Origin of the sequence: Microbacterium phyllosphaerae (assembly GCF_050628115.1) — a bacterium.
GTDB classification, from domain to species: Bacteria; Actinomycetota; Actinomycetes; order Actinomycetales; family Microbacteriaceae; genus Microbacterium; species Microbacterium phyllosphaerae_A.
This window is the reverse complement of the sequence record NZ_CP192502.1, coordinates 273,595-299,737: the sequence shown is the minus strand read 5'-3', so window position 1 is coordinate 299,737 and position 26,143 is coordinate 273,595. Positions and strand designations below refer to the sequence as shown.

The 26,143-nt window shown below is 67.8% G+C and carries 29 protein-coding genes; 18 read left to right on the top strand and 11 right to left on the bottom strand.

Annotated elements, in window-relative coordinates; translation table 11 throughout:
• Positions 1-26 precede the first annotated feature (26 nt).
• The 7 genes from ACQ4LY_RS01355 (at position 27) to ACQ4LY_RS01325 (ending at position 2,759) form a co-directional block, all read left to right on the top strand.
• A complete protein-coding gene (locus ACQ4LY_RS01355; protein WP_431074205.1) occupies positions 27-443 on the top strand; it encodes an ArsR/SmtB family transcription factor in 417 nt (138 codons plus the stop codon).
• 256 nt (positions 444-699) lie between these two features.
• Positions 700-891, top strand: coding sequence for a helix-turn-helix domain-containing protein (locus ACQ4LY_RS01350; protein WP_042538977.1), 192 nt, complete (start codon positions 700-702; stop codon positions 889-891).
• Between the two features lie 135 nt (positions 892-1,026).
• Positions 1,027-1,125, top strand: a complete 99-nt coding sequence (locus tag ACQ4LY_RS01345; RefSeq protein WP_003792170.1) for a 30S ribosomal protein bS22 — start codon at positions 1,027-1,029, stop codon at positions 1,123-1,125.
• Between the two features lie 81 nt (positions 1,126-1,206).
• Positions 1,207-1,509, top strand: coding sequence for a rhodanese-like domain-containing protein (locus ACQ4LY_RS01340; RefSeq protein WP_056309450.1), 303 nt, complete (start codon positions 1,207-1,209; stop codon positions 1,507-1,509).
• Positions 1,506-1,796: a glutaredoxin family protein gene (locus ACQ4LY_RS01335; protein WP_431074204.1), complete on the top strand. Its 291-nt coding sequence runs from the start codon at positions 1,506-1,508 to the stop codon at positions 1,794-1,796. Before ACQ4LY_RS01340 ends, ACQ4LY_RS01335 begins: the two co-directional genes overlap by 4 nt.
• Positions 1,793-2,092, top strand: a complete 300-nt coding sequence (locus tag ACQ4LY_RS01330) for a Dabb family protein (protein WP_431074203.1) — start codon at positions 1,793-1,795, stop codon at positions 2,090-2,092. The genes ACQ4LY_RS01335 and ACQ4LY_RS01330 overlap by 4 nt, the downstream gene beginning before the upstream one ends.
• Positions 2,093-2,135: 43 nt before the next feature.
• Positions 2,136-2,759: a 4'-phosphopantetheinyl transferase family protein gene (locus ACQ4LY_RS01325; RefSeq protein ID WP_431074202.1), complete on the top strand. Its 624-nt coding sequence runs from the start codon at positions 2,136-2,138 to the stop codon at positions 2,757-2,759.
• A 75-nt stretch (positions 2,760-2,834) separates the two neighbouring features.
• Here the strand turns inward: ACQ4LY_RS01325 and ACQ4LY_RS01320 are convergent, their stop codons facing one another.
• The 3 genes from ACQ4LY_RS01320 to ACQ4LY_RS01310 are packed head-to-tail and all read right to left on the bottom strand — an operon-like array spanning position 2,835 to position 8,726.
• Positions 2,835-4,148: a M1 family metallopeptidase gene (locus tag ACQ4LY_RS01320; RefSeq protein ID WP_431074201.1), complete on the bottom strand. Its 1,314-nt coding sequence runs from the start codon at positions 4,146-4,148 to the stop codon at positions 2,835-2,837.
• Complete coding sequence (locus tag ACQ4LY_RS01315; protein ID WP_431074200.1) at positions 4,145-8,062, bottom strand: Pls/PosA family non-ribosomal peptide synthetase; 3,918 nt, start codon at positions 8,060-8,062, stop codon at positions 4,145-4,147. The genes ACQ4LY_RS01320 and ACQ4LY_RS01315 overlap by 4 nt, the downstream gene beginning before the upstream one ends.
• A gap of 1 nt (position 8,063) precedes the next feature.
• Entirely contained in the window at positions 8,064-8,726 is a 663-nt protein-coding gene (locus ACQ4LY_RS01310) for a hypothetical protein (protein ID WP_431074199.1), read from the bottom strand.
• Between the two features lie 237 nt (positions 8,727-8,963).
• Here ACQ4LY_RS01310 and ACQ4LY_RS01305 point away from each other — a divergent pair, with 237 nt between their 5' ends.
• From ACQ4LY_RS01305 to ACQ4LY_RS01295, 3 genes are read left to right on the top strand one after another with little or no spacing between them, the layout of a single operon-like run.
• A complete protein-coding gene (locus tag ACQ4LY_RS01305; RefSeq protein WP_431074198.1) occupies positions 8,964-9,776 on the top strand; it encodes a basic amino acid ABC transporter substrate-binding protein in 813 nt (270 codons plus the stop codon).
• Between the two features lie 34 nt (positions 9,777-9,810).
• Entirely contained in the window at positions 9,811-10,608 is a 798-nt protein-coding gene (locus ACQ4LY_RS01300) for an amino acid ABC transporter permease (RefSeq protein WP_431074197.1), read from the top strand.
• On the top strand, positions 10,605-11,360 hold the full coding sequence (locus ACQ4LY_RS01295; protein WP_056309438.1) for an amino acid ABC transporter ATP-binding protein: 756 nt from the start codon (positions 10,605-10,607) through the stop codon (positions 11,358-11,360). Before ACQ4LY_RS01300 ends, ACQ4LY_RS01295 begins: the two co-directional genes overlap by 4 nt.
• 89 nt (positions 11,361-11,449) lie before the next feature.
• On the opposite strand, the gene ACQ4LY_RS01290 is transcribed toward ACQ4LY_RS01295, so the two are convergent.
• The 6 genes from ACQ4LY_RS01290 to ACQ4LY_RS01265 all read right to left on the bottom strand — a co-directional run bounded on the left by ACQ4LY_RS01290 (position 11,450) and on the right by ACQ4LY_RS01265 (position 16,317).
• Positions 11,450-11,626 carry a YegP family protein gene (locus ACQ4LY_RS01290; protein WP_431074196.1) on the bottom strand — a complete coding sequence of 59 codons (177 nt, stop codon included), beginning with the start codon at positions 11,624-11,626 and terminating at the stop codon, positions 11,450-11,452.
• An 87-nt stretch (positions 11,627-11,713) separates the two neighbouring features.
• Positions 11,714-12,793: an ABC transporter ATP-binding protein gene (locus ACQ4LY_RS01285; protein WP_431074195.1), complete on the bottom strand. Its 1,080-nt coding sequence runs from the start codon at positions 12,791-12,793 to the stop codon at positions 11,714-11,716.
• Positions 12,790-13,584, bottom strand: a complete 795-nt coding sequence (locus tag ACQ4LY_RS01280; protein ID WP_431074194.1) for an ABC transporter permease — start codon at positions 13,582-13,584, stop codon at positions 12,790-12,792. Before ACQ4LY_RS01280 ends, ACQ4LY_RS01285 begins: the two co-directional genes overlap by 4 nt.
• Positions 13,581-14,534: an ABC transporter permease gene (locus tag ACQ4LY_RS01275; RefSeq protein WP_431074193.1), complete on the bottom strand. Its 954-nt coding sequence runs from the start codon at positions 14,532-14,534 to the stop codon at positions 13,581-13,583. Before ACQ4LY_RS01275 ends, ACQ4LY_RS01280 begins: the two co-directional genes overlap by 4 nt.
• Complete coding sequence (locus tag ACQ4LY_RS01270) at positions 14,531-15,670, bottom strand: ABC transporter substrate-binding protein (RefSeq protein ID WP_431074192.1); 1,140 nt, start codon at positions 15,668-15,670, stop codon at positions 14,531-14,533. The genes ACQ4LY_RS01275 and ACQ4LY_RS01270 overlap by 4 nt, the downstream gene beginning before the upstream one ends.
• Positions 15,671-15,801: 131 nt before the next feature.
• The gene (locus tag ACQ4LY_RS01265) at positions 15,802-16,317 is read right to left on the bottom strand and encodes a GNAT family N-acetyltransferase (protein ID WP_431074191.1); all 516 of its coding nucleotides are present in this window, start codon (positions 16,315-16,317) and stop codon (positions 15,802-15,804) included.
• Between the two features lie 25 nt (positions 16,318-16,342).
• Here ACQ4LY_RS01265 and ACQ4LY_RS01260 point away from each other — a divergent pair, with 25 nt between their 5' ends.
• Positions 16,343-17,170: a sulfite exporter TauE/SafE family protein gene (locus tag ACQ4LY_RS01260; RefSeq protein ID WP_431074190.1), complete on the top strand. Its 828-nt coding sequence runs from the start codon at positions 16,343-16,345 to the stop codon at positions 17,168-17,170.
• Positions 17,171-17,358: 188 nt separating this feature from the next.
• Here the strand turns inward: ACQ4LY_RS01260 and aspS are convergent, their stop codons facing one another.
• Positions 17,359-19,140, bottom strand: coding sequence for an aspartate--tRNA ligase (gene aspS / locus ACQ4LY_RS01255; RefSeq protein ID WP_431074189.1), 1,782 nt, complete (start codon positions 19,138-19,140; stop codon positions 17,359-17,361).
• Positions 19,141-19,270: 130 nt separating this feature from the next.
• Between aspS and ACQ4LY_RS01250 the strand changes: the two genes are divergently transcribed.
• Positions 19,271-19,645: a DUF5684 domain-containing protein gene (locus ACQ4LY_RS01250; RefSeq protein ID WP_431074187.1), complete on the top strand. Its 375-nt coding sequence runs from the start codon at positions 19,271-19,273 to the stop codon at positions 19,643-19,645.
• Between the two features lies 1 nt (position 19,646).
• Positions 19,647-20,276, top strand: a complete 630-nt coding sequence (locus tag ACQ4LY_RS01245; RefSeq protein WP_431074186.1) for a histidine phosphatase family protein — start codon at positions 19,647-19,649, stop codon at positions 20,274-20,276.
• Between the two features lie 124 nt (positions 20,277-20,400).
• Here ACQ4LY_RS01245 and ACQ4LY_RS01240 read toward each other — a convergent pair whose 3' ends face one another.
• Positions 20,401-21,354, bottom strand: coding sequence for an NAD(P)/FAD-dependent oxidoreductase (locus ACQ4LY_RS01240; protein WP_431074185.1), 954 nt, complete (start codon positions 21,352-21,354; stop codon positions 20,401-20,403).
• A 6-nt stretch (positions 21,355-21,360) separates the two neighbouring features.
• Here ACQ4LY_RS01240 and ACQ4LY_RS01235 point away from each other — a divergent pair, with 6 nt between their 5' ends.
• The 5 genes from ACQ4LY_RS01235 (at position 21,361) to ccsB (ending at position 26,125) form a co-directional block, all read left to right on the top strand.
• Entirely contained in the window at positions 21,361-21,765 is a 405-nt protein-coding gene (locus ACQ4LY_RS01235) for a MerR family transcriptional regulator (RefSeq protein ID WP_431074184.1), read from the top strand.
• 64 nt (positions 21,766-21,829) lie between these two features.
• Positions 21,830-22,483, top strand: a complete 654-nt coding sequence (locus ACQ4LY_RS01230) for a TlpA family protein disulfide reductase (protein WP_431074183.1) — start codon at positions 21,830-21,832, stop codon at positions 22,481-22,483.
• A 16-nt stretch (positions 22,484-22,499) separates the two neighbouring features.
• Positions 22,500-23,279 carry a cytochrome c biogenesis CcdA family protein gene (locus tag ACQ4LY_RS01225; RefSeq protein WP_431074182.1) on the top strand — a complete coding sequence of 260 codons (780 nt, stop codon included), beginning with the start codon at positions 22,500-22,502 and terminating at the stop codon, positions 23,277-23,279.
• 28 nt (positions 23,280-23,307) lie between these two features.
• A complete protein-coding gene (resB, locus tag ACQ4LY_RS01220; protein WP_431074181.1) occupies positions 23,308-25,131 on the top strand; it encodes a cytochrome c biogenesis protein ResB in 1,824 nt (607 codons plus the stop codon).
• Between the two features lie 4 nt (positions 25,132-25,135).
• Complete coding sequence (gene ccsB, locus ACQ4LY_RS01215; RefSeq protein WP_431074180.1) at positions 25,136-26,125, top strand: c-type cytochrome biogenesis protein CcsB; 990 nt, start codon at positions 25,136-25,138, stop codon at positions 26,123-26,125.
• Positions 26,126-26,143: the final 18 nt, after the last annotated feature.

The window sequence follows — 26,143 nt, the reverse complement described above, 5'->3', positions numbered from 1 at the left end:
GTGCCGGGGACGACTACCCTGATCACATGACGGACATCTTCGACGTGATCGCAGACGGTACGAGGCGAGACATCCTCCAGCTCCTCCTGCGTCGCACCACCGAAGGGGATGCCGGCACGAGCGTCAGCCAGATCGTCGCCGATCTGGGCATCAGCCAGCCGACCGTCTCGAAGCATCTGAAGGTGCTCCGCGAGGCCGAACTCGTCAGCGTGCGAGAAGACGGTCAGCGCCGCTTCTACAGCCTGGCCGTGCAGCCGCTCGGGGTCGTGGACGACTGGCTCGTGCCTTTCCTGATGGACGCATACGGTGACGACGCGCCGGACATCGACTACCCCGGGCAGCCGCTGCCCGGCAGTGCCGCGCACGCCGCCGAGGTGGTCGGTCGCGCAGCCGCGTCCGCGAAGCACGTCGTGGAGACGGCGCTCAAGCGATTCGGCGCCTGACTCCGCCCGCGGGCACACGTCGCCCCTGACGATCGGGGGGCATGTCGTCAGGGGCGAAGCCGTGGGCCCCAGCCCACGTGGACTCGGGATGGTGCCATCGTGAGTCGTGGGATCACCTTGTCAGAGCATTCTGAGCGGATCCGGCATACATCCTATGTCTCTGCTGGGACTCCTCGCTGATCACACAGGCCACATGGGTTTACACGCGTCCCAGGTTCCCCATAGAGTGTGCACAATCGAGAAAGGGGTACGTGGGATGCCCGAGGTTCCTGATGTCCGGTTCCTTACGGTGGCCGAGGTCGCCGAACTCATGCGCGTGTCGAAGATGACCGTCTATCGGATGGTGCACGCTGGGGAGCTGCCTGCCATCCGCTTCGGTCGCAGTTTCCGAGTTCCGGAGTCCGCGGTCGCCGACGCGCTGCAGCGGCCCATTGCCGACGTGGGCTGAACCCTCGGCGACCGTCCGGCAGGGGCGTGCAGCAGGAGCTCCACGATTTGCTAGACTGATCCGAGGCATTTTTCCGTGCCCGTACCCGGGTGTCCGTCACCGACGACACCCAGCCACTGACTTAGTGAGGTTTCCGTGGGTTCTGTCATCAAGAAGCGCCGCAAGCGCATGGCGAAGAAGAAGCACCGCAAGCTGCTTCGTAAGACTCGCCACCAGCGTCGCAACAAGAAGTAAGCGACCAGACACGAGCGCCTGTCTCCGGACGGGCGCTTTGTGTCTCTACCCCCGGTTTCCCACTCGTCGCAGGAGCATGCCATGAAGTCGATCACCGTCACCGAGCTCGCCGAGCGCTCGAACACCCCGCTCATCGACGTCCGCGAGGTCGATGAGTTCGCCGCGGGCCACGTTCCGGGTGCCGTCAACATCCCGATGTCCGAGATCGGCAATCGACTCGAAGAGCTTCCGTCGGAGTCGTTCGATGTGATCTGCCAGGCGGGCGGCCGGTCGGCTCGCGTCGTCGAGGCGCTCGAGTCCCGCGGTTACGACGCGACGAACGTCGAAGGCGGCACCGGTGAGTGGATCGCACAGGGGCGATCTGTCGAGGTGCCCTCGGCGTGACCACGCTGACCCTCATCGGCAAGCCCGACTGCCATCTGTGCGACGTCGCGTCCGAGATCATCGACGCGGTGGTCGCCGAGCTTCCGGATGCCGCGGCTGAGCGCATCGAGATCGTGGAGGCCTCGATCGCCGACGATCCTTCGCTCTACGAGCTGTGGTGGGAGAAGATCCCCGTCGTCCTGATCGACGGCGACCTGCACGCGCACTGGCGGCTGTCCGCCGACCGACTGCGTGATGCTCTCGAAGAGGCCGTCCAGGAGGACGCAGTGGGAAAGGACTTGCGATGATCCGTCACGTCGTCACCTGGAAGCTGGCCGCTGAGGACACAGGCGAGCGCGCCGAGCAGGCCGCAGAGGTGGCCCGTCGGCTCAACGCCCTCGACGGCGTCGTGCCGCAGTTGCGCTCCATCTCGGCGGGCGCGAACGCCGCCTACCCAGACAGCAACTGGGATGTCACCCTCGTCGCGGACTTCGACTCGATCGCCGCGCTCGAGGAGTATCAGGTGCATCCGGCGCACGAAGAGGTCGTCGCGTACGTGCGGTCGGTCGTCGCTTCGCGTGCCGCTGTCGACTTCGAGATCTAGCCGTCGATCCGCGACCGCCGTCTGACGAGACAGAAGCGGGATCATGGGGCAGATCTCCTGGCGAGAGGTGACCGTCGCGTGGGCGCGGACGTCCGAACTGGAGAAGTTCACCCACGCCGACGTCGCCGCGATGGGGCAGACACAGCTCGACCGATTCCGTGAGCTCAGCGGTGACCGCGCGCGCGGGTTCCTTGCAGGCAGGGCTCTGATCCGTGCGCTGGTTCAGAGTACTCGGGGCCCGGGGGAGGTTCTGGTCGACAGCCGGTGCCACCGGTGCGGCGGGGAGCATGGTCGTCCGCGCACCGCGGACGTCTCGCTCAGCGTGAGTCACGCCGGCGACCTCGTCGTGGTGGCCGCCGCCGCGGGGATCGTCCGACTCGGCGTGGATGTCGAGGCGCAGACGGCCGCCGGTCGTGTCAGCGAGCTGGGCTCGCTGTTTCGAGAAGATGCAGCACCCGATCTGGCTGGATGGACGCGCGTCGAGGCGGCGGTCAAGGCGGACGGCCGAGGTTTCGAAATCGATCCGAGCGCGGTGATCATGCACGACGGGCCGCGTGACGTGCATCCGCGTGTATGGTCGGCTGCCCTCCCCGGAGGCGTGACTCGTATCGAGGTCGCGACCCTCTCGGGCCCACCCGGACACGTGCTGAGCATCGCGCTCGGCTGACGCGAGTCGCGGGACGTCTCGCGGCATCCGCACAGTCCCGCGGCAGCGGCAGCTCCTGACTATCGTGCGGAACGCCTACGCGCGGCTCGGCGCCTGGGCCGGGGGAAGCGCAGGCAGCGCCAGCTCGTCTATCCAGGTGCGCACCAGGGCCCGTGCCTGCCCTCCGGCGATCTCGTCGACGAGACCGAGGAAATCGTCGCTCGTCACGGCGAGCCGGGCGAAGCGGGTCGTCCACTCCCGCGTGAGGGCGAAGAAGACCTCGTCGCCGATCGTCACTCGCAACGCGTGAAGCGTGAGAGCGCCGCGCTTGTACACGCGGTCGTCGAACATGTCGTTCGCGCCGGGATCTGACAGAACCAGATCCTGTGGCAGTGTGCGTAGGTGGCGGTGATGCGCAACGGCCTTCGCCTGAGCAGAGGGCCCGCCCGACGCTTCAGACCACAGCCACTCCGCGTAGCAGGCGTAGCCCTCATTCAGCCAGATGTCCTGCCAGCGGGCGACCCCGACGCTGTTCCCGAACCACTGATGAGCGAGCTCGTGGGCGATGAGACGGTCGCTGCCCCCCGCACCGTCGACGTGATTGGCTCCGAAGATCGCCATGCCCTGCGCTTCGAGGGGGATCTCGAGAACGTCCGGTGTGACGACGACCTTGTACGACTCGTACGGATACGGGCCGAAGGCGGAGACGAAGGCGTCCATCATCTGCGGCAATGCGGCGAAGTCGGAGCGCACCCGCGATGCGAGCGCCCGTGGGTGGAACAGCCTGCCGGGAGTCGCACCGAGATCGATCCGGTCGTCGTCGTACTGACCGATCTGCACGGTCATGAGATAGGTGGCGGTCGGCACCGGTTGGTGGAAGGTCCACCGCGTGCGGCCCCGCTGCGTCGACCGTGTGGCGGCCCCGCCGCTCACGACGGTGTACTCGTGGTCGGAGGTGAACTCCAGACGATAGGTCGCCTTGTCGGAGGGGATGTCATTGCAGGGGAACCAGGTCGGGGCGCCCGTCGGCTGGGAGGCGACGAGCACGCCGTCTTCGAGCTCCTCCCACCCGAGGAGTCCCCACCGCGTACGGCGAGGTGACGGAGCGCCGGAGTAGTCGACGGTCACGGTGATCTCGTCGCCGCCGGCCCGTTCGCTCCCGAAGATCACCTTGATCCGCCGATCGTCCTGTCGGAAAGACGCGGCGCGGTCGCCGCTGACCCGCACCTTCGTCGCCTTCAGCCCGACGAGGTCGAAGGAGACGTGCTTCGCGGACTCCCGCATCCGCAGTCTGATCGTCGCTGTACCCACGAGACGGTTCGTGGTGACTCGGTAGTCGAGCGCCAGGTCGTAGTGCAACACCCCGTAGCGCCGATCGCCGCTGTGCGGGGTGTACGGGTCGACGGTCATGCGTCGGACGCCTGGTAGGAGCGCACCTTGACCGCGCGCCACGGGCCGATGGGGTTCCCGCTCCATCGACTGCCGATCGGCACGAACTCGCCGCGCATCACCAGCGAGGCCGGGCCAACGGTCGCATCGGCCCCGATCGTCGCCGCGGGCAGGATCACACTGTGCGGGCCGAGTGTCGCACCGTTCTCGAGGGTCACTGCGTCGATGCTCATGACACGATCATGGAACAGATGCGTCTGAACCACACATCCGCGGTTCACCGTGGCGCCGTCGCCGAGCGTGACGAGGTCGGGCTCCGGCAGCCAGTAGCTGTCGGTCCAGACGCCTCGGCCGATCTTCGCCCCGAGCGTGCGCAGCCAGATGGCGAGGGCAGGAGTGCCCGATGCGGCGTTGGCGAACCAAGGCGCGGCCACCATCTCCGTGAAGGTGTCCGACACCTCCGTGCGCCACACGAAGCTCGACCAGAGCGGATGCTCGCCGGCCCGGATCGGCCCCACGATCAGCCACTTGGCGGCGGTGGTGATCAGAGCGGCGAAGGCGCCTGCGGCGAGCATCACGGCGCTCGAGAGCACCACGGCCCATGCGAGCCCCCAGGCCTCGACCACCGCGGCGAGCACGAGCATCACACTCACTCCGATCGCGCAGGTCACGAACACCGGGATGATGCGGCACAGCTCCCAGAGAGCTCGCGCGAGGCGGAGTCCCGGGCGCGGGCGATACGTGCGCTCGAGATCGGCGTCGTTGACCACACGGCGCAGTCGCGCGGCGGGCGAGCCCAGCCACGATGAGCCCGCCTTGGCCTTGGGCGGTGCGACCGACAGCACGGCGACCAGGCCGTCGCGCGGCACGTTGTGGCCACCGGAGGCCATGCCGGAGTTTCCGAGGAACGCGCGCTTGCCTATGCGCGCGGTGCCCAGCCGCATCCATCCACCCTGCAGCTCGTACGTCGCGACCATCGTGTCGTCGGCGAGGAAGGCGCCGTCGGCGATGGTCGTGAGTTTCGGAATGAGCAGCACCGTCGACGCCTCGACGTCGCGGCCGACATCAGCTCCGAGGGCACGGAGCCAGAGCGGGGTGGCGATGCTCGAATACAGGGGGAAGAGGAAGGTGCGGGCGGAGTCGAGCAGACGCTCGGTCGTCCACGCCTGCCACGCGATGCGCGAGCGCACGGGGTACACGCCCTCTGACAGGCCGAGGCCGAGCAGACGCACCAGAGTCAGCACGAGGACGGCGAACACCAGACCCGCGAGCAGCACGGCGGGCACGAGCAGCGCCAGGATGCCGGGAATCGCGGACGTGAGGGATTCAGCTCCTCGGATGCCGAGCGCCACCACCCAGGCCCCGGTGGCCAGAGAGACGACGGGCAGGGTGCCGAGCACCGCGGAGGAAGCGGCGTAGGCCCACAGCCAACGGGTGCGGCGCGGAGGACGGCCGGCCGCGAACGGCTTCGAGACACCGCCGACGCGTGCTGCCGGAGATCCGGCCCAGCGCTGCCCGGAGCGCACACGCCCGAACACGGCCGAGCCCGGCGCGATCTCGGCGCCACGGCCGATCTTGGTGCCGGGGGCGAGAGTGCTGCGCGCACCGATGGTCGCGTCGGCGCCGATACGGATGCCGCCGATGCGCACGGTGTCGCCGTCGATCCAGTAACCGGTGAGATCCACCTCCGGTTCGATCGACGCTCCGGCGCCGATGTCGAGCATGCCGGTGATCGGAGGCACCGTGTGCAGGTCGACATCCTTGTGGATGCGGGCGCCGAGCGCTCGTGCGTAGTACACGACCCAGGGGGCCCCAGCGAGGCCCACCGGGTCGACCTGCTGCGCGATCTGCTCGGCGAGCCAGAGACGCAGGTGCACGCCGCCGCCGCGCGGGTAGTCGCCCGGGCGGAGGCCTGCGAGCAGCAGACGGGCGGCGACCGCGGCGATCGTCATCTTGCCCAGGGGAGTCACGAAGATCAGCAGGCCGACGATGATCGTCCACACCGGAACGTCCGGCAGGAACTCGAAGCCCGGAGTCAGTCGCAGGATCCAGCTCGCGGCGAGCAGGAACAGCAGCCATCGGATGCCGGTGAACACGAACAGGGGCAGCCCGGCGATCGTCTGCACCCACTGCATGCGTCTGGGCGTGGGCGCCTGCTGGCTGAAGACCCTCTCCTCGGTGTGCTCGTCGTCTGCCTCATCGTCGACGGCATCCGCCATCTGGCGGAGACGCGGCAGATCGTAGACGTCGGTCATCGTGAACTCGGGGGCTCGGGTGCGCAGTCGCGAGACAAGCTGCGCGGCGGCGAGGGATCCACCGCCGAGCTGGAAGAAGTCGGCGTCCTCGCCACCGGGGCGGATGCCGAGAACGGCGTACCACTGCTCGGCGAGCCACGCGGCAGTGCCCGACAGTGAGGAGTCGCTCGCGTCGCCGGCGTCGAGGGGCCAGGGGAGCGCCGCCTTGTCGACTTTTCCGGACGTGCGCACCGGCAGATCATCGACGGTCGCCAGCAGGGGGATGAGCGGTGCAGGCAGAGTGTCGGCGAGTTCGCCACGCGCCACCTGCCTGTCGAAGCCGTCATCGGGCACGACGTAGCCGACGAGGATCGACATGCCGGTTTCGGTCTTCTGCACGACGACTGTCGCGGCCGAGACCGAGGTCAGCGACTGCAGGGCGGCCTCGACCTCGCCGAGCTCGATCCGACGTCCGCCGATCTTGACCTGGTCGTCGGCGCGCCCCTGGAAGATCAGGCCCTCGGCTTCGAGACGCACGAGGTCTCCCGAGCGGTAGGCGCGGTCCCATCCGAGCGTGGGCATGGGCGCGTACTTCTCCGCATCCTTCGCCGGATCGAGGTAGCGGGCGAGGCCCACCCCGCCGATGATGAGCTCGCCGACCTCGCCGTCGGCCACCGAGAGGCCGTCGGCGTCGACGACGGCCAGGGACCATCCGTCCAGAGGCAGGCCGATGCGCACGGGACCTGTGCCATCCATGAGCGAGGCGCACGCGACGACCGTGGCTTCGGTGGGGCCGTAGGTGTTCCAGACCTCGCGACCGTCCGATGCCAGCCGCGCGACCAGTTCGGGTGGACAGGCCTCGCCGCCGAAGATCAACAGGCGTACGTTCTCGATCGCATCCTGCGGCCACAGTGCTGCGAGCGTGGGGACGGTCGAGACGACCGTGATGCCATGGCCGAGCAGCCAGGGGCCGAGGTCCTCGCCGGAGCGGACCAGAGCCCGCGGAGCCGGAACCAGACATGCGCCATGCCCCCAGGCGAGCCAGATCTCCTCGCAGGACGCGTCGAACGCCACCGAGAGCCCTGCGAGCACGCGGTCGCCGGGGCCGAGCGGTGCCTCCTGCAGGAACAGGCGCGCCTCGGCGTCGACGAACGCCGCTGCGGAGCGATGCGAGACGGCGACGCCCTTCGGAACACCCGTCGAACCGGAGGTGAAGATGATCCAGGCGTCGTCGTCGATCGTCGGCGGGGCGACGATCGGGATCGCGGAAGTGCTGGGATGCGGATCCTCACTGCCGAAGAGAGGAACTGCACCGGAGGCATCCGCCGGGTGGTAGCCGGTGTCGGTGATCATGCCAGCGATCCGAGCCTCGCCGAACACGAGGTCGGCGCGCTCCTGCGGGTCGTCCGCATCGACCGGGACGTACGCCGCACCGGCTGCCATCGCCCCGAGGATCGCGATGTACAGATCGCGGCGCCCCGACGTCATCCTGATGCCGACACGGTCACCTCGATGCACGCCGTGCTCGCGCAGTACGGCGGCCGCGCGCCAGACGCGCGCGAGCAGCTCGGCGTAGCTCAGGGCACCGTCGGCGTCCTCGACGGCCGAAGCGTCGGGGTGTCGCTGAGTCGTGTCCCGGAGGATGTCGATCAGCGTCCGGGGGAGCGGCGCCTCGGCACGGCGGTCCAGCGCCTCCTGCACGTCAGTTCGCAAGAAGGTCGAGCAGGGCGGCCTTCGAGAGGCGCGAGTAGCCCGTGCGGCCCTGGGCGCGTGCGCGGGCGCGGAGCTGGACGAGTGTGAGCGACGCCAGCTCCGCGGAGGTGGTGGTGGGGGCCGCGGTCGGGGCGGCTGCGGGCGTCGAGTCGGGGATCGCGGGCTTCACGACGGTCGCCGTCGCTGCCTTCGGCGTCGTGACCTTCGGCGTCGCTGCCTTCGGAGTCGTGACCTCGGGCTCGGCCTCCACCGGAGCAGCCGTCGTCGTCGTCGTGCTCTTCTTCGTCAGCTTCTGGTCGGCCTTTTTGTCGGCCTTTTTGTCGGCCTTCTTGTCGGCCTTCTTGTCGACCTTTCGGGCGGACGTACTCGCGTCCTTCGCCGAGCCCTTCTTCTTCGGAGCCCGCAGTCGGGCTGCGGCCTCCTGCAGTCGGTCGGTGGCAGCCGTGGCCGACTTCGCGACCTTCTTGGGCTTGTCGGCGATCTTCTTCTTGGAAGCCTTCGACGCGTCCTTCGCGTCCTCGACAAGTGCCTTGAGCTTCTTGGCGTCCTTCTTCGGGAGGGACTTGATCAGCTTCTTCGCATCCTTCGCCGCATCCTTCGCGGCATCGAGAGCCGCCTCTGCGGTGCGCTGTGCAGGGGTCTTCTTGGCCATGATCGGGTCTCCTCCGAATCCGGAGCGCGTCGGCTCGGGCTTTTGGCCAGAGGATACTCAGGCAAGGTGAACAATCGGTGCCGGGTGACCTGTAACACGGCTGTCATATTCGGTCACACTTGCAACACAAATGTGATCCGCTGAGGGCGGCTGGCGGCACGTTCGGCCGGGTGGCGCATGTTTAGATGTTCTCCTACCCGTCCGTGGGAAACACACCCTCGTCCTTCAGGAGCTGACATGCAGCGTCGCAACTTCATCGCCGGGATCGCGCTCGCCGCGACCGCCACCCTCGCCCTCGCAGGCTGCGCGACCGGGTCAGGTGCCGGATCCGGTGAGCCGGCGGCGGGCGACGAGTACGACCTCATCGAGGCCGGCACGCTGACCGTCTGCTCCGACATCCCCTACGCGCCCTTCGAGTTCGAGGGCGGCGACAACGGCACCGGCTACACCGGCTTCGACATCGATCTGCTCGACGCGATCGCCAAGGAGCTCGACCTCAAGCTCGCGGTGCAGGATGTCGGCTTCGACGCTCTGCAGTCGGGCACCACCCTCGCCGCAGGACAGTGCGACATCGGCGCCTCCGCGATGACCATCACCGACGAGCGCAAGGCGAACATCGACTTCTCCGAGCCGTACTACGAGTCGCTGCAGTCGCTGCTCGTCCGCACGGACTCCGGCATCGAGTCGATCGACGACCTGTCGGGCAAGAACGTCGGCGTCCAGCAGGGCACGACCGGCGAGTCGTACGCGACCGAGAACGCCGAGGGCGCGCAGCTCGTGCAGTACCCCTCCGACGGTGAGCTGTGGCCCGCCATGCAGGCCGGTCAGATCGACGCGATCCTGCAGGACCAGCCGGTGAACCTCGAGCACGAGAAGGCCGACAGCGCCTACAAGATCGTCGAGGAGTACGAGACCGGCGAGTCCTACGGCTTCGCCTTCGCGAAGGGCGAGAAGGATGCTCTGCGCGAGGCTATCGACGGCGCGCTGCAGGATCTCCGCGACAGCGGCGACTACCAGACGATCTACGACACCTACTTCACCGCGAAGTAATCGGCGAGCGACGTAGGACAGGGAGACCTTGACAATGGCGTTGAGGCGCACCACGAAGAGCAAGCTGTATCGGTACACCGTCTATGCGGTGCTGATCGCGGTCGCCGTATGGCTGATCGTCAGCACCGACTGGCCGCGGATCGCGCAGCTGTACTTCAACCCGGAGATCGCGGCGAAGATGCTCCCGGGCATCATCACCACCGCGCTCGTCAACACGCTGTGGTTCACTGCGGTCGCTTTCGCCGGCGGCCTGCTGCTCGGCATCGTGCTGGCTTTGCTGAAGCTGTCGAGCATCGGACCCTTCCGATGGATCGCGACGGCGTGGATCGAGCTGTTCCGCGGACTACCCGCGATCCTCACGATCTTCGCCATCGCCTTCATCCTGCCGATCGGACTCGGTGTGCCGGGAACGAAGCTCGGCGGGCCTGTGGTGCTCGGCTTGATCGGCCTGATCCTGGTGGCATCGGCATACATGGCCGAGACCATCCGAGCGGGAATCCAGGCGGTTCCGAAGGGACAGACGGAGGCGGCTCGCTCACTCGGCATGTCTCCCATGAAGACCACCTTCTGGATCGTGGTGCCCCAGGGCTTCCGCATCATCATCCCGCCGCTGACGAACGAGTTCGTGCTGCTGCTGAAGGACACCTCGCTGCTCTTCGTCGCGGGCTCCTTCATCTGGTCGAAGGAGCTGACGAACTTCGCCCGTGACGCGAGCACGCAGAACGCGAACGGTACGCCGCTCATCATGGCGGCGGCCCTCTACCTGATCGTGACGATCCCCCTCACGCGCTTCAGCGCGTACCTGGAACGAAGGATGTCGAGGCAGCGATGATCACCGATCTGATTGACGTCCACGCACCCGCGATCGACCTGCAGGGGCTCGTGAAGAGCTTCGGCGACAACGAGGTGCTCAAGGGCATCGACCTCACCGTCTCCGCCGGAGAGGTCGTTTGCATCATCGGGCCCTCTGGATCCGGCAAGTCGACGCTGCTGCGCTCGGTGAACCTGCTCGAAGAGCCGACCGGTGGCAAGGTGCTCATCGAGGGCATCGACATCACCGACCCCGATGTCGACATCGACCGCGTGCGCACCCGCATCGGCATGGTGTTCCAGAGCTTCAACCTGTTCCCGCACCTCGACGTCATGGGCAACCTCATGATCGCGCAGCAGCGCGTGAAGAAGCGCTCCAAGGCTGAGGCTGAGCGGGTGGCGAAGGAGATGCTCGGACGCGTCGGGCTCGCCGAGAAGGCGGATGCCTTTCCCGGACACCTGTCGGGCGGTCAGCAGCAGCGTGTCGCAATCGCACGAGCGCTGTGCATGAATCCCGACATGATGCTCTTCGACGAGCCGACCTCTGCGCTCGACCCCGAACTGGTCGGCGAGGTGCTGCAGGTGATGCGCTCGCTCGCCGACGAGGGCATGACGATGCTCGTCGTCACGCACGAGATGGGCTTCGCCCGCGAGGTCGGATCGCGTCTGATCTTCATGGACGGCGGGCACATCGTCGAAGAGGGCGACCCGCGCGAGGTGCTCGCCAATCCGCAGCATCCGCGGACACAGGACTTCCTGGCCCGCGTGCTCTGAGTTCTCGGTCTCTCGACCCGCTTCATACGAAGACCCCCTTCCGCTGAATCAGCAGGAGGGGGTCTTCGTATGAAGTGTCGTGTGGTGCGTCAGGCCTCGACGACCTCGGCATCCGCGGCGTTGCGGCGGACGGAGTCGATGCCGTTCAACGCGGCGGCCTTCGAGGAGTAGCTCTCGCTCGACGCGATCACCTCACCGTTGCCGGCCTTCAGACGGAACCGGTGACCACCGGCACTGTCGGTGTACAGCTCGAACTTGCCTGCCATGAGGCGTCCTTTCTCTGACGGATCGAGGGAGTTACGCCCTCGACGATCACGGTATCCCGGAGTACTGGCCCAGGGCTAGAGCACGATTCAGCCTCGAGGATGCACCGCCACGGGCTCCGGCGCCACGGCGATCCGCACTCGATCGCCGAACGCCGGGTGGATGCCGGGGGAGTGCTGCAGACGCACCAGCTCACCGGACTCCGTGCGGACGAGCGTGCGCCGCATGCTGCCGAGGAACGTGCTCTCCTGCACGAGCGCATCTGTCGCGGCATCCGCCTCGGACGCGAAGTGCACGTTCTCGGGGCGCAGGTAGACGTCGACGGGGCCGTCGGCCGGGGACTGCAGAGGAAGTCGCTGACCCCACACCACGACATGGTCGCCCTCGGCGACGCCGGAGACGACGCTCGACAAGCCGACGAATGCGGCCACTCCCGCAGTCGACGGTGTCGTGTAGAGCTGCTCGGGGGTGCCGATCTGCTCGATCCTCCCGGAGTTCATCACGGCGATCCTGTCGGAGACCGCGAGGGCCTCTTCCTGGTCGTGGGTGACGAACACGGTGGTGATGCCGAGTCGCAGCTGGATGCGGCGGATCTCGTCGCGCAGCTGCACGCGCACCTTCGCGTCGAGTGCCGAGAGCGGCTCGTCGAGCAGCAGCACCTTCGGCTCGGTGACGAGTGCGCGCGCGAGCGCCACACGCTGCTGCTGTCCACCCGAGAGCTGGTGAGGGAAGCGGTCTGCGAAGTCGGAGAGCCCGACGAGCGCCAGGGCGTCGAGCGCGCGCTTCGCGGCCTCGCTCTTTCCGACGCCTCGTCGACGCAACCCGAACGCGGTGTTCTCCGCGACGCGTAGGTGCGGGAACAGCGAGTACGACTGGAAGACCATGCCCATGTCGCGCTTGTTCGTCGGCACGCGAGAGACGTCTCCGCCGTCGAGCAGCACCGCGCCGCTGTCGAGACCTTCGAGACCTGCGAGCACCCGCAGGAGCGTGGTCTTGCCGCACCCCGAGGGCCCCAGCAGCGAGACGAACTCACCGGGGGCGATGTCGAGGTCGACGCCGTGCAGCACGGTGGTGCCCGAGTAGCTCTTCACGATGCCCTGCAACTGCACGCGTGTGCCCTCGCCCGCCTCGGCGAGCAGCATGTTGTCGGCGGTCTGGGGGAGTGTCATGAGCGGGCCTTTCCGGTGCCGCGAGCGACGCGGCCGATGAGGAGGAGCAGCAGGAAGACGAACAGCAGCGCCAGCAGGGTGAAGATCGCCGGGGCATAAGGGTCCTGTTTCTGCACGACGACCATGGCCGTCTGGAACACCTGGCGGTTGAGGAGCGAGGCGATCGTGAACTCGCCGAGCACGACCGCGATCGAGATCAGCGAGGCGGCCAGCAGGCCCTGACGCAGGTTCGGGGCGAGCACCTTCAGCACGACGGTCGGCCAGCTGGCGCCGAGTGAGCGCGCGGCCTCCGCGAGCGTGCGCAGATCGGCGGCGTCGATCGAGGCCTGGATGGAGCGGTACGCGAAGGGCAGCACGGTGATGCCGTACGCGAAGGCCAAGGTCCAGGTCCCTGTGCCGAGTGCTCGACCGATCTGCAGGTAGATCGGGGCGAGACCGACGACGAGCACGATCGCGGGGATCGAGATCGGCAGCAGGACGGCGAACTCGAAGAGCGGTTTGAGCTTCGCGAAGCGGAGGTTCACCAGGATCATGGTCGGAGCGAGCAGCAGGAGCACGATCGCGACAGTCACCGCGGCGAGGATGAGCGAGTTGCCCAGACCCATCCAGATCGGCTTGATCGCTGCGGACTTCGTCGGGTCGAACAGCGCCACCCAGCGCTCGAGACCCAGGGTGCCGTCGGTCTGGCGCAGCGTATACAGGAAGGTCGACACCAGGGGGATCGCGAAGAACGCTCCGACGAGGACGCCGACGATCCAGCGGGTCACGAGGGAGGGGCCGAGACGGTTCACGACTGCCACCTCGCTGCCCGGCGCTGGATGAGCGAGTACAGGGCCATCACGACTCCCACGATCACGATCATGCCCAGCGCAAGGGCGCCGGCCAGGTTCTCACGGCCGAGCACCGTCTCGCTCGTGAGTGACGCGCGGATCTGCAGAGGCACGATCTGCGACCCCTGGCTGGCGAGAGCCGCGGCGGTCGCGTACGACGAGAAGGCGTTCGCGAAGAGCAGCAGCAGGCTCGCGAGGAACGAGGGGGCGAGCACCGGGATGCCGATGCGCACCCAGAAGCTCGAGCGCGTGCCGCCGAGAGTGAGGTTCGCCTCGGCCCACTGCGGCTTGAGCGCCGCGAGGGCGGGCATGAAGGTGATCACCATCAGCGGGATCTGGAAGTAGATGTACGGCAGGATGAGCCCGGGAAGCTCGTACAGCCAGGTCCCGTTCGCGTAGATGTCGATGCCGAAGGAGTCCTGGAGGAAGAGCTTGAGCACGCCCTGGATGCCGATCGTGGCGATGAACGCGAACGCGAGCATGACACCGCCGAACTGGGCGAGCACGCCGGCAGCGGCATCCACGGTCGAGCGCACGGCACCGTCGGGATTCATGCCGAGCAGGGCATAGCAGACGAGTGCTCCGACGATCGCCCCGACGACGGCGGTCAGCAGCGACAGTCCGGCGGAGTTCGCGAAGGTGTTGAGGACGACGGGATCACCGAGGGCGGAGACGTTCGACCACGTGAAGCTCCCGTCCTCGGTGAAGAAGCCGGACCCGATCGCGAGAACGGTCGGCACGGCGAGGAAGAGCAGCACATATGCCGCGAACGGTACGAGACCGAGCCAGGCGATGGACGGCGCGGAGCGCTGGGCCCGCGACGATGTCGCAGGCCCAGCGCCGTGCGCTGCGGGGGAGACGGGGGCGGATGCCGTGGCATCCGCCCCCGTCGTGGTGGCGGCAGAGGTCACTGGACCGCCGCTGCCCACTTCTCGCCGAGGAGGGTGCCGGCGTTCGTCGACTGCTCCTCGGTCGGAACGACGGTCTCGCTCGGGACCTCGGGAAGGGCTGCTGCCAGGTCGGCGTCGATCGTGCCGGCCTCGGTCATGGCCTCCATACGAGCCGGTCGAGCACCGCCCTTGAGCCACAGGTTCTGCACCTCGTCGCTGTAGAGGAACTCCTGCCACAGGCGTGCGGCGGCGGGGTTCGGGGCATCCTTGTTGATCGCCTGGTTGTAGTAGCCCGCGTAGCCGGTGCCGTCGAGGACGACGACCTTCCAGTCCTTGTTGTCGGTGGCGTGCGCCGCGTTCAGGTAGTCCCAGTCGAAGACGACGGGGGTCTCGCCGCTCGCGACGGTCGCCGTGGTGACGTCGACCTTGAGCAGGTTGCCGGCCTTCTGCAGGTCGGAGAAGAAGTCGATGCCCGGCTGGAAGTCGTCGAGCGTGCCGTCGGACTGCACCGTGGCGAGGCCCACGGCAGCGAAGGCCGCACCGGCCTGGGTCGGGTCGCCGTTGATGGCGACGGCGCCCTTGTAGGCGGCGTCCTTCAGATCGTCGAGCGACTCGGGAGCGTCGAACTTCGAGGAGTCGTAGCCGATCGACATGTATCCGCCGTAGTCGCCGACGAAGAGACCGGTCGGCTCCTTGAGAGCGTCGGGGATCTCGTCCCAGGTCTGCACCTGGTACGGCGCGAACACGTCGGTGTTCTGCAGCGCGACCGTGAGGCCGAGGTCGAACACGTCGGGTGCGGTGTCGAGACCCTCGTTCGTCTCGGCCGCCTGGATCTCCTCGGCGCTCGAGACGTCGGGCGATGCCTCGTTGATCGTGATCTCGGGGTACTTCTCGGCGAAGAGATCGAGGATCTCGCCGTAGTTCGCCCAGTCACGCGGAAGTGCGATGACGTTGAGCTGGCCTTCGGCCTTGGCGGCCTCCTCGAGGTCGGCGAACGAGCCGAAGTCCTCGACCGAGGTCGCGGACGCGGCGTCGACCGCGTCGCTGCCGGAGGCGGGCGTCTCCGCACCCGTGGCGCAGGCGGTGAGGCCGAGCGCAGCGGTCGTGAACAGGGCGATGCCCGCGCCGATGCGCGCGCGGCGGTGGAAGTTCGTCATCAGGGTCCTCTCGGTGCCCGGCGCTGTCAGCCGGATTCGGGTTGCGAGAGGACACTATGAGCCGAGGGTTGCCGATCGCAGCGGCCCGGGTGAACGAGAGATGTCCGGGTCGTGGCGGGTCGGAGCGGCGCTCAGCCCTGCGGCACCGAGTACTTGAAGCCGACGTGCGAACCGACATAGCCGAGTCGTTCGTAGAACCGGTGCGCATCGGTGCGTGCGGCATCCGAGGTGAGCTGCACCATCGCCGTGCCGAGAGCGGGTGCGGCGTCATCCGACACCCACCGCATCACAGCCGACCCGATGCCCGCGGAGCGCAGGTCGCTGCGCACCCGCACGGCCTCGACGAGCAGGCGCTTCGCGCCTCGGCGGGCCATCCCGGGGATCGACGTCACCTGCAGCGTGCCGACGACCGCTCCGTCGAGCTCGACCACGAGCAGGTCGTTCGACGGGTCGGTGAGGATCTCGTCGAGCGCGGATGCGTAGGCGGGGCGATCCGCGACCGAGGCGACGTCGCCTCGCGAGGCGCTGATCGGGTCGTCCGAGAGCAGCGTGATGATCGCATCCGTGTCGCCGACGACGGCTCTGCGCAGGGTCGCGACTCCCGCTCGGGAATCGATGGAGAAGGGCAGCGGGAGAGCGTCGAGCATGCGCCCAGTCTGACATCCTGGACGGATGGACATCGGCAGTGTGCTCGGGCTCGAGCAGCTCACCTGGGGCACGCTGATCCTCGTGGTCGTCGCGGCATTCGCGGCCGGGTGGATCGACGCCGTCGTGGGCGGGGGAGGGCTGCTGCAGCTCCCCGCTCTGCTGCTGATCCCCGGCATCTCGCCGATCCAGGCGCTCGCGACGAACAAGCTCGCCTCGGTCTTCGGCACGGCCACGAGCAGCGTCACCTATTACCGGCGCGCGAAACCCGATATCCGCACCGCTCTGCCGATGGCCGCGATCGCACTCGTCGGATCCTTCGGCGGAGCCGCCGTCGCCACCGTCCTCCCTGCCGCCGCGTTCAAGCCGATCATCGTGGTCGCGCTGCTCGCCGTCGCGCTCTTCACAGCCTTCCGCCCGCAGATGGGCGCCGCGACGCGGCTGCGCTTCAGTGGGCACAAGCACCACATCATGGCGGGGCTGTCAGGTCTCGTGATCGGCTTCTACGACGGTCTGATCGGCCCAGGCACCGGCACGTTCCTGGTGATCTCGCTCGTGGCGCTGCTCGGCTACGACTTCCTGCAGGCGAGCGCGAAGGCGAAGATCGTGAACCTCGCCACGAACACCGGCGCGCTGCTGCTGTTCATCCCGCACGGCGCCGTGCTGTGGCTGCTGGGTGGCATCCTCGCGGTCGCCAACGTCGCCGGCAGCTATCTCGGCTCGCGCATGGCGATCTCACGCGGCACGACCTTCATCCGAGTGGTGTTCCTCGTCGTGGTGGTCGCCCTCATCGCGAAGCTCGGAGTCGACGTGTGGAACGAGAACATCGCGCCGGCGCTCGCCACGCTGCGCTGAGCATTCGCCCGTGTGCGTGCGCCCCGCAAGTCCGATTGCGCTTCACAGGTGCGAATCGGTGCGATAAGGACTTCCGGAGCGCATTCGGACTTGTGACCTGTGCGGACTGCATGTGCAGCACGACGCGGGCAGGGCAGACGAAGAAGCCCCCTCCCGCCTGAGCGAGAGAGGGCCTCTGAGTGCGAGGGTCAGGCCTCGTCGTCCTCGGGCTCGAAGTCGACGCCAGCTTCTGCGCGCTGCTCGGCCGTGATCGGAGCGGGGGCCGCCGTCAGCGGATCGAACCCGTTGCCGGACTTCGGGAACGCGATGACGTCGCGGATCGACTCGGTCTTCGAGAGGTGCTGGAGCACGCGGTCCATGCCGAGCGCGATTCCGCCGTGGGGCGGGGCGCCGAACTTGAACGCGTCGAGGAGGAATCCGAACTGCTCCTGTGCGACCTCGTCGCTGATGCCCATGACCTCGAACACGCGCTTCTGCACGTCTTCGCGGTGGATGCGGATCGATCCGCCGCCGAGTTCCGAGCCGTTGCACACGATGTCGTACGCGTAGGCGAGGGCCGAACCGGGGTCGGTGTCGAACGTGTCCTGGAACTCCGGCTTCGGGCCGGTGAACGCGTGGTGCACGGCGGTCCAGGCTCCGGCGCCGACGGCGACGTCACCGGATGCGACGGCATCCGCTGCCGGCTCGAACATCGGAGCGTCGACGACCCACGTGAACGCGAACTCGTCGGGGTTCAGGTAGCCCAGCCGGCGGCCGATCTCGACGCGGGCGGCGCCGAGAAGAGCGCGGCTCTCCTTGGTCGACCCTGCGGCGAAGAACACGCAGTCGCCGGCGGATGCGCCGACGAAGTCCGCGAGCCCTGCCTGCTCGGCCTCGGACAGGTTCTTGGCGGCGGGGCCGCCGAGCGAGCCGTCCTCGTTGAAGAGCACATAGGCGAGGCCGCGGGCGCCGCGCTGCTTGGCCCAGTCCTGCCAGGCGTCGAGCTGCTTGCGGGGCTGGCTCGCGCCCCCCGGCATGACGACGGCGCCGACGTACTCGGCCTGGAACACGCGGAACGGGGTGTCCTTGAAGTACTCGGTCGCCTCGACGAGCTCGAGCCCGAACCGCAGGTCGGGCTTGTCCGAGCCGTACTTGGCCATCGCCTCGGCGTAGGTCATGCGCGGCAGCGGGGTCTGCACCTCGACGCCGATGGTCTTCCACATCGCCTGGATGAGCGACTCCATCAGCGCGATGACGTCTTCCTGGTCGACGAAGCTCATCTCGATGTCGAGCTGCGTGAACTCCGGCTGACGGTCGGCGCGGAAGTCCTCATCGCGATAGCAGCGGGCGATCTGGTAGTACTTCTCGACGCCGCCGACCATGAGCAGCTGCTTGAAGAGCTGCGGCGACTGCGGCAGCGCGTACCAGCTGCCGGGGTGCAGGCGAGCGGGCACGACGAAGTCGCGAGCGCCCTCAGGGGTCGAACGCGTGAGCGTCGGCGTCTCGACCTCGGTGAAGTCCTCGCCGTGCAGCACGTCGCGGACGGCCTTGTAGACGTTCGAGCGCAGACGCAGAGCGGATGCAGCGGCGGGGCGACGCAGGTCGAGATAGCGGTACTTGAGACGCGCCTCTTCACCGACCGTCTCGGTGTCGGCGACAGCGGTCGACACCTGGAACGGCAGGGGAGCGGACTCGTTCAGCACCTCGACGTCGGTCGCGATGAGCTCGATGTCGCCGGTCGGCAGGTTCGGGTTCGCGTTGCCCTCGGGGCGACGCGAGACCTCGCCGGTGACCTTGAGGACGAACTCGTTGCGCAGCGGATGCGCGACCTCTTCATCGCGGATGACGACCTGGGCGATGCCGGACGCATCCCGAAGATCGATGAATGCGACTCCTCCGTGATCACGACGGCGATCGACCCAACCCGAGAGGGTGACGGTCTGACCGATATGCTCGGCTCGCAGTGAGCCTGCCGAGTGGGTGCGAAGCACGGAGGATTCCTCCTGATCTGGGAAATGATGAACCCGCCCATTCTACGTGCGCAGGTGGCGCCTCCTCCGCCCCCGGCATATCGCTCAGTAGGATCGCCACGACAGCCGCTCGACCAGCGAAAGGGTCACCATGGACTCCAACGGCATCTCGGATCTGTACGCCCAGATCTTCTCCGGCACGACGGGCCTCATCACGCTCGCCTTCTACGTCCTCGTCGTGATCGGCCTGTGGAAGGTGTTCACGAAGGCGGGATACCCCGGCATCCTCGCGATCATCCCCTTCGTCAACATCGTGTTCCTCGTCAAGATCGCCGGGATGTCGGGCTGGCTCGCGCTGCTCTACATCATCCCGATCGTGGGCTTCATCTTCGGGATCATCGTCGCGATCAAGCTCGGCGAACGGTTCGGAAAGGGCGGGTTCTTCTCGTTCTTCCTGCTGTTCGTCTTCCCCTACATCGGGTATCTGATCATCGGCTTCGGCGAATCCCGCTACCGCCAGGTCTGACATGGTGGCGTCGCGACTGCACCTCGTCCGCCACGGTGAGGTGCACAACCCGAAGCGCGTGCTCTACGGCCGGCTGCCCGACTATCACCTGAGCAAGGAAGGCCGGAAGATGGCCCAGGCGGCCGCCGACCACGTCGCCTCGCTCGACAGGCCGGTCGCCGCGCTGTACTCCTCTCCGTTGGAGCGTGCTCAGGAGTCGGCGGAGCCGTTCGCCTCCGGATTCGATCTGCTGCCCGAGATCGACATCCGCATCATCGAGCCGACCAACGTGTTCGAAGGAACGCAGATGCGGCGCTCGCTGATGAACCCGCTCAACTGGTGGCATCTGCGGCAGCCGGCGCTTCCCAGCTGGGGCGAGCCGTACTCGTCGATCGCCGAGCGGATGCTGAGCGCGATGGGTGAGGCCTGGAAGGCCGCGAACGGCGGCGACGTCGTGATGGTGTCGCACCAGGCGCCGATCTGGATCACGCACCTCAGGGTCGCTGGTCTGCCCCTCCGGCACGATCCGCGCACCCGCCGCTGCGCGCTGTCGAGCGTCACGTCGTTCGAGCTCGTCGGCGACGTATGGCGTGAGGTCGCCTATGCCGAGCCTGCGGCGACCGGGGGCGCGGTCGACGTCGGAGCGGTCTGACCGCCTCCGCGTTCGAGTCGCGCACTTGGCGGCTCACGGGGCTCCCTATCCGCAAAGTGCGCGATTCGTATGGGTCAGGGGGTCATCAGCGACTACCGGTCAGGGGGTCAAGGGCGACTGCGGGTCAGGGGGCCATCAGCGACTGAATGACCCCGACCGCCGCCATCTGACCTGCCGCGGCGGCCAGCAGTACGGACGCCATCGGACCGGGCAGGGATGCGCGGTGCGCGAGGTCTCCTGCGGCGAAGACACCGGGCAGCGAGGTGCGACCGAAGTCGTCGACCTCGATCGATCCCGACGGCAGCATCTGCAGTCCGAGCTGGTCGGCGAAGGGCGCGCGGTGCCGCATGGCGCCTGCTGCCACGAAGACGCCGGCGGCGGAGTGCTCGCCGGACTCCGTGGTGATGCGCACGCCGTCGGCGTCCGGGGCCACTGCGGTCACGGGCTCCGGGCTGACCCGCGCGCCCAACTCTTCGAGCGTCCGGGCTTCGTCGGCGGTGAATGTGGCCTCCACGGGGAAGACGGTGATGTCGCCGACTATGCGTCCGAGAAGACCGATCAGGTGCTCGGCGCGGGGAGCGGGCCCGAGGATGCCGATGGATCGGCCCGCATGCTCATGACCGTCGCAGAACGGGCAGCTGAAAGCCTTCGTGCCCCACAGCTCCTGCAGCCCCGGTACTGAGGGGAGGTCGTCGGCGACTCCGGTGGCGAGGATCACGTGGCGCGCATCGACCGCATCCCCGTCGGCGAGCTGGACGGCGTATCCGCCCTCGACCGCGGTCACGGTCTGCGCGCCGACGTCGCGGATCTCGACGTCGGAGTACTCGGCGAGCTGCTCTCGCGCGGTGGCGCGGAACTCCGCAGGGGGAGTGCCGTCGTTCGCGACCACGTTGTGCATGTGCCGCACGGTGCCGTTGCGGTACTCACCGGAATCGAGAAGCAGGGTGCTCCTGTGCATCCGTCCGAGTGTCAGTGCCGCCTGCAGGCCGGCGGGGCCTGCGCCGATGACGATCGCGTCGTACATGTGGGGTCCTTCCGAGGGGTCGCGCTTGCGTTCGCCCCCAGTCTGTGACTTCATGTCAACATGAAGTCAAGTGTCGAGAGCCCCTGGTCCGTCGGCGAGGTGGCCGCCCGCTTCGAGCTGCCGACGAACGTGCTGCGGCACTGGGAGGCAGTGGGGCTGCTGACGCCTGCTCGCGATGCCGCCGGTCGCCGCCGATACGGACAGGACGACGTCGTGCGTATCGCGGTGATCCAGCGGAGCAAAGCGGCCGGCATGACGCTCGACCAGATCGCCGTGCTTCTCGATGACGGGGCAGCGGGGCGTCACGAGGTGCTTCAGCAGCATCTGGATGATCTCGACAGGCGGATGGAGGACATGCGTCGTTCGCGCGAGATGACCGAGCATGCGATGGGATGCCGCTCGCACGACATCGCCACCTGCCCTCGCTTCCGGGCGAGTGTGGACGACGTGCTGGCGCGCCTCTGACCGGTGTTCTGCGGCCCTCGGGCGTCCGGCCCATGCATAGGAACCCCTGCGTAAACTGGGAATCGTGCCACTCGCCTCGACGGTCCGTCCGATCCGCAGCGGCCGCTCCTCCCGCATCCGGCCTTCTCGCCGCGCGGTCGGTGTCGCGCTCGCCGCGGTACTCGCCATCGGTCTGAGCGCCTGCGCTCCTGATCCCGTGAACGACTCGTTCCTCAGCGGTGACAACCCGGGATACGTGGCCGCAGACGGAGCGATCGTCGAGATCCCCGTCGCCGACCGCGGTGAGCCGGTCGCCGAGTTCGGCGGCGTCACGGAGAACGGTGAAGACTTCTCGAGCTCGGAGCTCGCGGGCAAGGTCACGGTCGTCAACTTCTGGTACGCGGGCTGCGCGCCGTGCCGCGTCGAGGCCGAAGACCTCGAGAGCGTGTGGCAGGAGCACGGCGGCGACGACGTCGCGTTCCTGGGAATCAACACCCGCGACCAGGCCGACACCGCCAAGGCCTTCTCCGCCGAGTTCGGCGTGACGTACCCGAGCCTGATCGACGTCGACACGGCCGAGGCGAAGCTCGCCTTCTCGTCATCCGTGCCGATCCAGGCGACGCCGACCACCCTCGTGCTCGACAAGCAGGGCAGGGTCGCCGCGCGCATCATCGGCCCCATCGACGGCACCTCGATCCTCTCGACGCTCGTCAAGGACGCGCTCGCGGAGGACTCGTGAGTCTCTCGGGAGCGGCGTGAACCCCGAAGCCATCATCGGATCGGGAGCCCTCTGGCTCGCGATCCCGGTCGCGATGCTCGCCGGCCTCGTCTCCTTCCTGTCGCCGTGCGTCCTGCCGCTCGTGCCGGGCTACCTCGGGTTCCTCGGGGGAGCGGTCGCGCCGCGTCGCGCGGCGAACACGACAGACGGCACCGGCGTCTCGACGATCGAGGCTCCCGCCCGCAGCCGGCTCGTGCTCGGCGTGCTGCTCTTCATCCTGGGCTTCACCGTCGTCTTCATCCTCTACACGGTGCTCAGCGGCACGTTCGGAGTCTTCTTCATCCGCTGGGGCGATCTGATCACCCGCATCCTCGGCGCCTTCATCATCGTCATGGGCCTGATCTTCCTGGGGGCCTTCGGGTTCGCGCAGCGAGAGATCCGCTTCCACGTCGACTCCAAGGTGGGCATCATCGGCGCACCGCTGCTGGGAGTCGCCCTCGGAATCGGCTGGGCGCCGTGCATGGGACCGACGCTCGGAGCGATCATCGCGCTCTCGTTCAACGCCGGCGACCCGGTGCGCGCCGGGTTCCTCGGCCTCGCCTACTCGCTCGGCCTCGGCATCCCGTTCCTGCTCGTCGCCCTCGGATTCGGGTGGGCCACGAAGACGATCGGGTTCCTCCGTCGCCACATCCGCGTCGTGAACATCATCGGCGGCGTGTTGCTGATCGTCCTCGGCGTGCTCATGGTGACCGGGCTCTGGACCGACATCATGTCGAGACTGACGGCGGTGATCAGCAGTGTCCCCCTCCCGTTCTGATCAGAAGAAGACGCATCGGAAGGATGACGTGAGCAGCACTACCGACAGGTCGAGCGATCCGCTCCGACCGTCAGACCACGTCGACGGCGAAGAGTCGATCACCCAGCCCCGCCTCGGCTTCGTGGGCTGGCTGCGCTGGGGCTGGCGTCAGCTGACCTCCATGCGCACGGCGCTGATCCTGCTCCTCGTGCTCGCTATCGCGGCGATCCCCGGCTCGATCTTCCCCCAGCGGATGGCCGACCCCAACGGCGTCACGCAGTGGGAGCGCGACAACCCCGATCTCTTCCCGATCCTCGACGGCCTGAAGCTGTTCGACGTCTACCTGTCGCCGTGGTTCTCGGCGATCTACCTGCTGCTGTTCGCCTCGCTCGTCGGCTGCGTCATTCCGCGCATCCGCCACCACGCCAAGGCTCTGCAGGCTCGACCGCCGCGCACGCCCGCACGTTTGAAGCGACTCGCCGATTTCCGCGCGGTCGAGCGCACGTCGACGGATGCTCCTGCCGAGGCTGCCGCGTCGATCGACATCGCGCAGAAGCAGCTCAAGGCCCTCGGGTATCGCGTCGAGCGTTACGACGACAAGAGATCCTCGTCGGTCTCGGCCGAGCGCGGCTACTGGCGCGAGACCGGCAACCTGCTCTTCCACCTCGCGCTCGTCGGCGTGCTCATCACGGTGGGCGTCGGCGGCGGATTCGCCTACACGGGTCAGCGCGTGCTGGTCGAGGGCGAGACCTTCGCGAACACCCTGCTCGACTACGACTCCATGAACCGCGGACGCTTCGTGAGCGACGGCGCACTCGCGCCCTACTCGATGCGCCTCGACAGCTTCGACGTGACCTACCAGCCGTTCGGCGAGCCCGGATCGGGACAGGCGGGCGACTTCTCGGCCAACGTCACGGTGCAGGAGAACGGTGAGGAGCGCACCGGGTCGGTCAAGGTGAACGAGCCGCTCGGGGTCGCAGACGACAACGTCTTCCTGCTCGGCAACGGCTATGCGCCGACCGTCACCGTGCGCAATGCCGACGGTGACGTCGTGTTCACGAACAGCACGCCGTTCCTGCCGCAGGACAACAACATGACCTCGTTGGGTGTCATCAAGATCCCCGACGGTCTGAGCGAGCAGGTCGGCCTGGTCGGCTTCTTCTACCCGACCACGGCGGCGCTCGACACGGGCGCCTTCGTCTCGGGCTTCCCGGAGCTGACGAACCCGACTCTCACGCTCGACGTGTACACGGGCGACCTCGGCATCAACGAGGGCATCCCGCGGTCGGTGTACGTGCTCGACACGACCGGCATGACGAAGGTCACGGGGCGCACGACCGACCTCGAGTCGATCGAGCTCACCCCCGGACAGACGGCCGACCTGCCGAACGGCCTCGGGACCGTCACATTCGAGGACGAGTCCCCGGCGGGCGCCACCGACGCCTCTCAGTCGGTCAAGCGCTTCGCGTCTCTGCAGATCCACCGCGATGCCTCCGGCCCCTGGGTGCTGGGCTTCGCGCTGCTCGCCCTCGGCGGCCTGATGCTCGCGCTGTTCATCCCGCGCCGCCGCGTGTGGGTCAAAGCCACGGCCGCCGACGGCGCCGTCTCGATCGAATACGCCGGTCTCGCCCGTGGTGAGGACCCGACGCTCGCCACGGCCGTCGACGACCTCGTGGCAGGTCACGCCCGACTGCTCGATGCGGCGGGAGTCACCGCGGCTGTGCCCGAGCCTGAGGATGCCGAGGAACACGAGGGTTCAGGCGCGCCCGCGGCTCCTTCTGACGAGTCCGAGATCGAGCCGGGCACGACCCCTGCGACCGAATCCGAGGGCGACCCCGACCGCCCCGCATCCGACATCCCGAAAGTAGACTGACATCATGTTCGACCTCGAAGTGATCTCGCCGATCCTGCTGTGGACGGCGATCGCGATCTACGCGGCGGCCTTCGTGGCCTTCGCCTTCGATCTCGCCCGCCGGTCGCAGCTGTCGGCCGACTCGGCGAGCGTTCGCGAGTTCGAGCTCGTCGGTGCCGGCGCCGGAGCACGCGGAGGCAAGGCAGCGAAGGGCGCCACTGCGGCATCCGACTCGGACGCCGCTCCGCAGCGATTCGTGATGGCCCGGATCGGCACCTCGCTGACCGTCCTGGCATTCGTCTTCCACCTCGCGGCGACCCTCACACGCGGCTTCGCCGCCGGCCGCGTGCCGTGGGCGAACCTGTACGAGTTCGCGATGATGGGCACGCTCCTGATCGTCGCGGTGTTCCTCGTGGTGCTGACGCGCATCGACCTTCGCTTCCTCGGCACGTTCATCACGGGCCTCGTCGTGATCCTCCTCGGCCTCGCCGCCACGAACTTCTACGTCGACGTGTCGCCGCTGATGGACCCGCTCAAGAGCGTGTGGCTCGTGATCCACGTCTTCGTGGCCTCGCTGGGCACCGCGTTCTTCGCTCTCGCGTTCTCGCTCTCGGTGATCCAGCTGATGCAGTCCCGTCGGGAGCGCCTGATCTCCGAGGGCGCTGAGAAGACCGGCCCCGGGTTCCTGCGCACGTTCCCCGGATCCGACCGCCTCGAGAGCATGGCCTACCGGTTCACGATCATCGGGTTCATCCTCTGGACGTTCACCCTCATCGCCGGATCCATCTGGGCCTACTACGCCTGGAGCCGCTTCTGGGGCTTCGACGTCAAGGAGACCTGGACCTTCGTCATCTGGGTGCTCTACGCCGGATACATCCACGCCCGTGCGACGCGCGGCTGGCGCGGCAACCCCTCGGCCTGGCTGGCGATCGTCGGCTTCTCGGCCGTGCTCTTCAACTTCACGATCGTCAACGTTTTCTTCAAGGGCCTGCACGCTTACTCGGGCCTGAGCTAGACCGCCCGACCGACCACC

Excerpts from the sequence above, each read along its gene's own strand:
- ACQ4LY_RS01355 (WP_431074205.1), top strand. The coding sequence starts at position 27 with ATGACGGACATCTTCGACGTGATCGCAGACGGTACGAGGCGAGACATC.
- ACQ4LY_RS01350 (WP_042538977.1), top strand. The coding sequence starts at position 700 with ATGCCCGAGGTTCCTGATGTCCGGTTCCTTACGGTGGCCGAGGTCGCC.
- ACQ4LY_RS01340 (WP_056309450.1), top strand. The coding sequence starts at position 1,207 with ATGAAGTCGATCACCGTCACCGAGCTCGCCGAGCGCTCGAACACCCCG.
- ACQ4LY_RS01330 (WP_431074203.1), top strand. The coding sequence starts at position 1,793 with ATGATCCGTCACGTCGTCACCTGGAAGCTGGCCGCTGAGGACACAGGC.
- ACQ4LY_RS01325 (WP_431074202.1), top strand. The coding sequence starts at position 2,136 with ATGGGGCAGATCTCCTGGCGAGAGGTGACCGTCGCGTGGGCGCGGACG.
- ACQ4LY_RS01320 (WP_431074201.1), bottom strand. The coding sequence starts at position 4,148 with ATGACCGTCGACCCGTACACCCCGCACAGCGGCGATCGGCGCTACGGG.
- ACQ4LY_RS01310 (WP_431074199.1), bottom strand. The coding sequence starts at position 8,726 with ATGGCCAAGAAGACCCCTGCACAGCGCACCGCAGAGGCGGCTCTCGAT.
- ACQ4LY_RS01305 (WP_431074198.1), top strand. The coding sequence starts at position 8,964 with ATGCAGCGTCGCAACTTCATCGCCGGGATCGCGCTCGCCGCGACCGCC.
- ACQ4LY_RS01300 (WP_431074197.1), top strand. The coding sequence starts at position 9,811 with ATGGCGTTGAGGCGCACCACGAAGAGCAAGCTGTATCGGTACACCGTC.
- ACQ4LY_RS01295 (WP_056309438.1), top strand. The coding sequence starts at position 10,605 with ATGATCACCGATCTGATTGACGTCCACGCACCCGCGATCGACCTGCAG.
- ACQ4LY_RS01290 (WP_431074196.1), bottom strand. The coding sequence starts at position 11,626 with ATGGCAGGCAAGTTCGAGCTGTACACCGACAGTGCCGGTGGTCACCGG.
- ACQ4LY_RS01285 (WP_431074195.1), bottom strand. The coding sequence starts at position 12,793 with ATGACACTCCCCCAGACCGCCGACAACATGCTGCTCGCCGAGGCGGGC.
- ACQ4LY_RS01270 (WP_431074192.1), bottom strand. The coding sequence starts at position 15,670 with ATGACGAACTTCCACCGCCGCGCGCGCATCGGCGCGGGCATCGCCCTG.
- ACQ4LY_RS01265 (WP_431074191.1), bottom strand. The coding sequence starts at position 16,317 with ATGCTCGACGCTCTCCCGCTGCCCTTCTCCATCGATTCCCGAGCGGGA.
- ACQ4LY_RS01260 (WP_431074190.1), top strand. The coding sequence starts at position 16,343 with ATGGACATCGGCAGTGTGCTCGGGCTCGAGCAGCTCACCTGGGGCACG.
- ACQ4LY_RS01250 (WP_431074187.1), top strand. The coding sequence starts at position 19,271 with ATGGACTCCAACGGCATCTCGGATCTGTACGCCCAGATCTTCTCCGGC.
- ACQ4LY_RS01245 (WP_431074186.1), top strand. The coding sequence starts at position 19,647 with ATGGTGGCGTCGCGACTGCACCTCGTCCGCCACGGTGAGGTGCACAAC.
- ACQ4LY_RS01240 (WP_431074185.1), bottom strand. The coding sequence starts at position 21,354 with ATGAAGTCACAGACTGGGGGCGAACGCAAGCGCGACCCCTCGGAAGGA.
- ACQ4LY_RS01235 (WP_431074184.1), top strand. The coding sequence starts at position 21,361 with ATGAAGTCAAGTGTCGAGAGCCCCTGGTCCGTCGGCGAGGTGGCCGCC.
- ccsB (WP_431074180.1), top strand. The coding sequence starts at position 25,136 with ATGTTCGACCTCGAAGTGATCTCGCCGATCCTGCTGTGGACGGCGATC.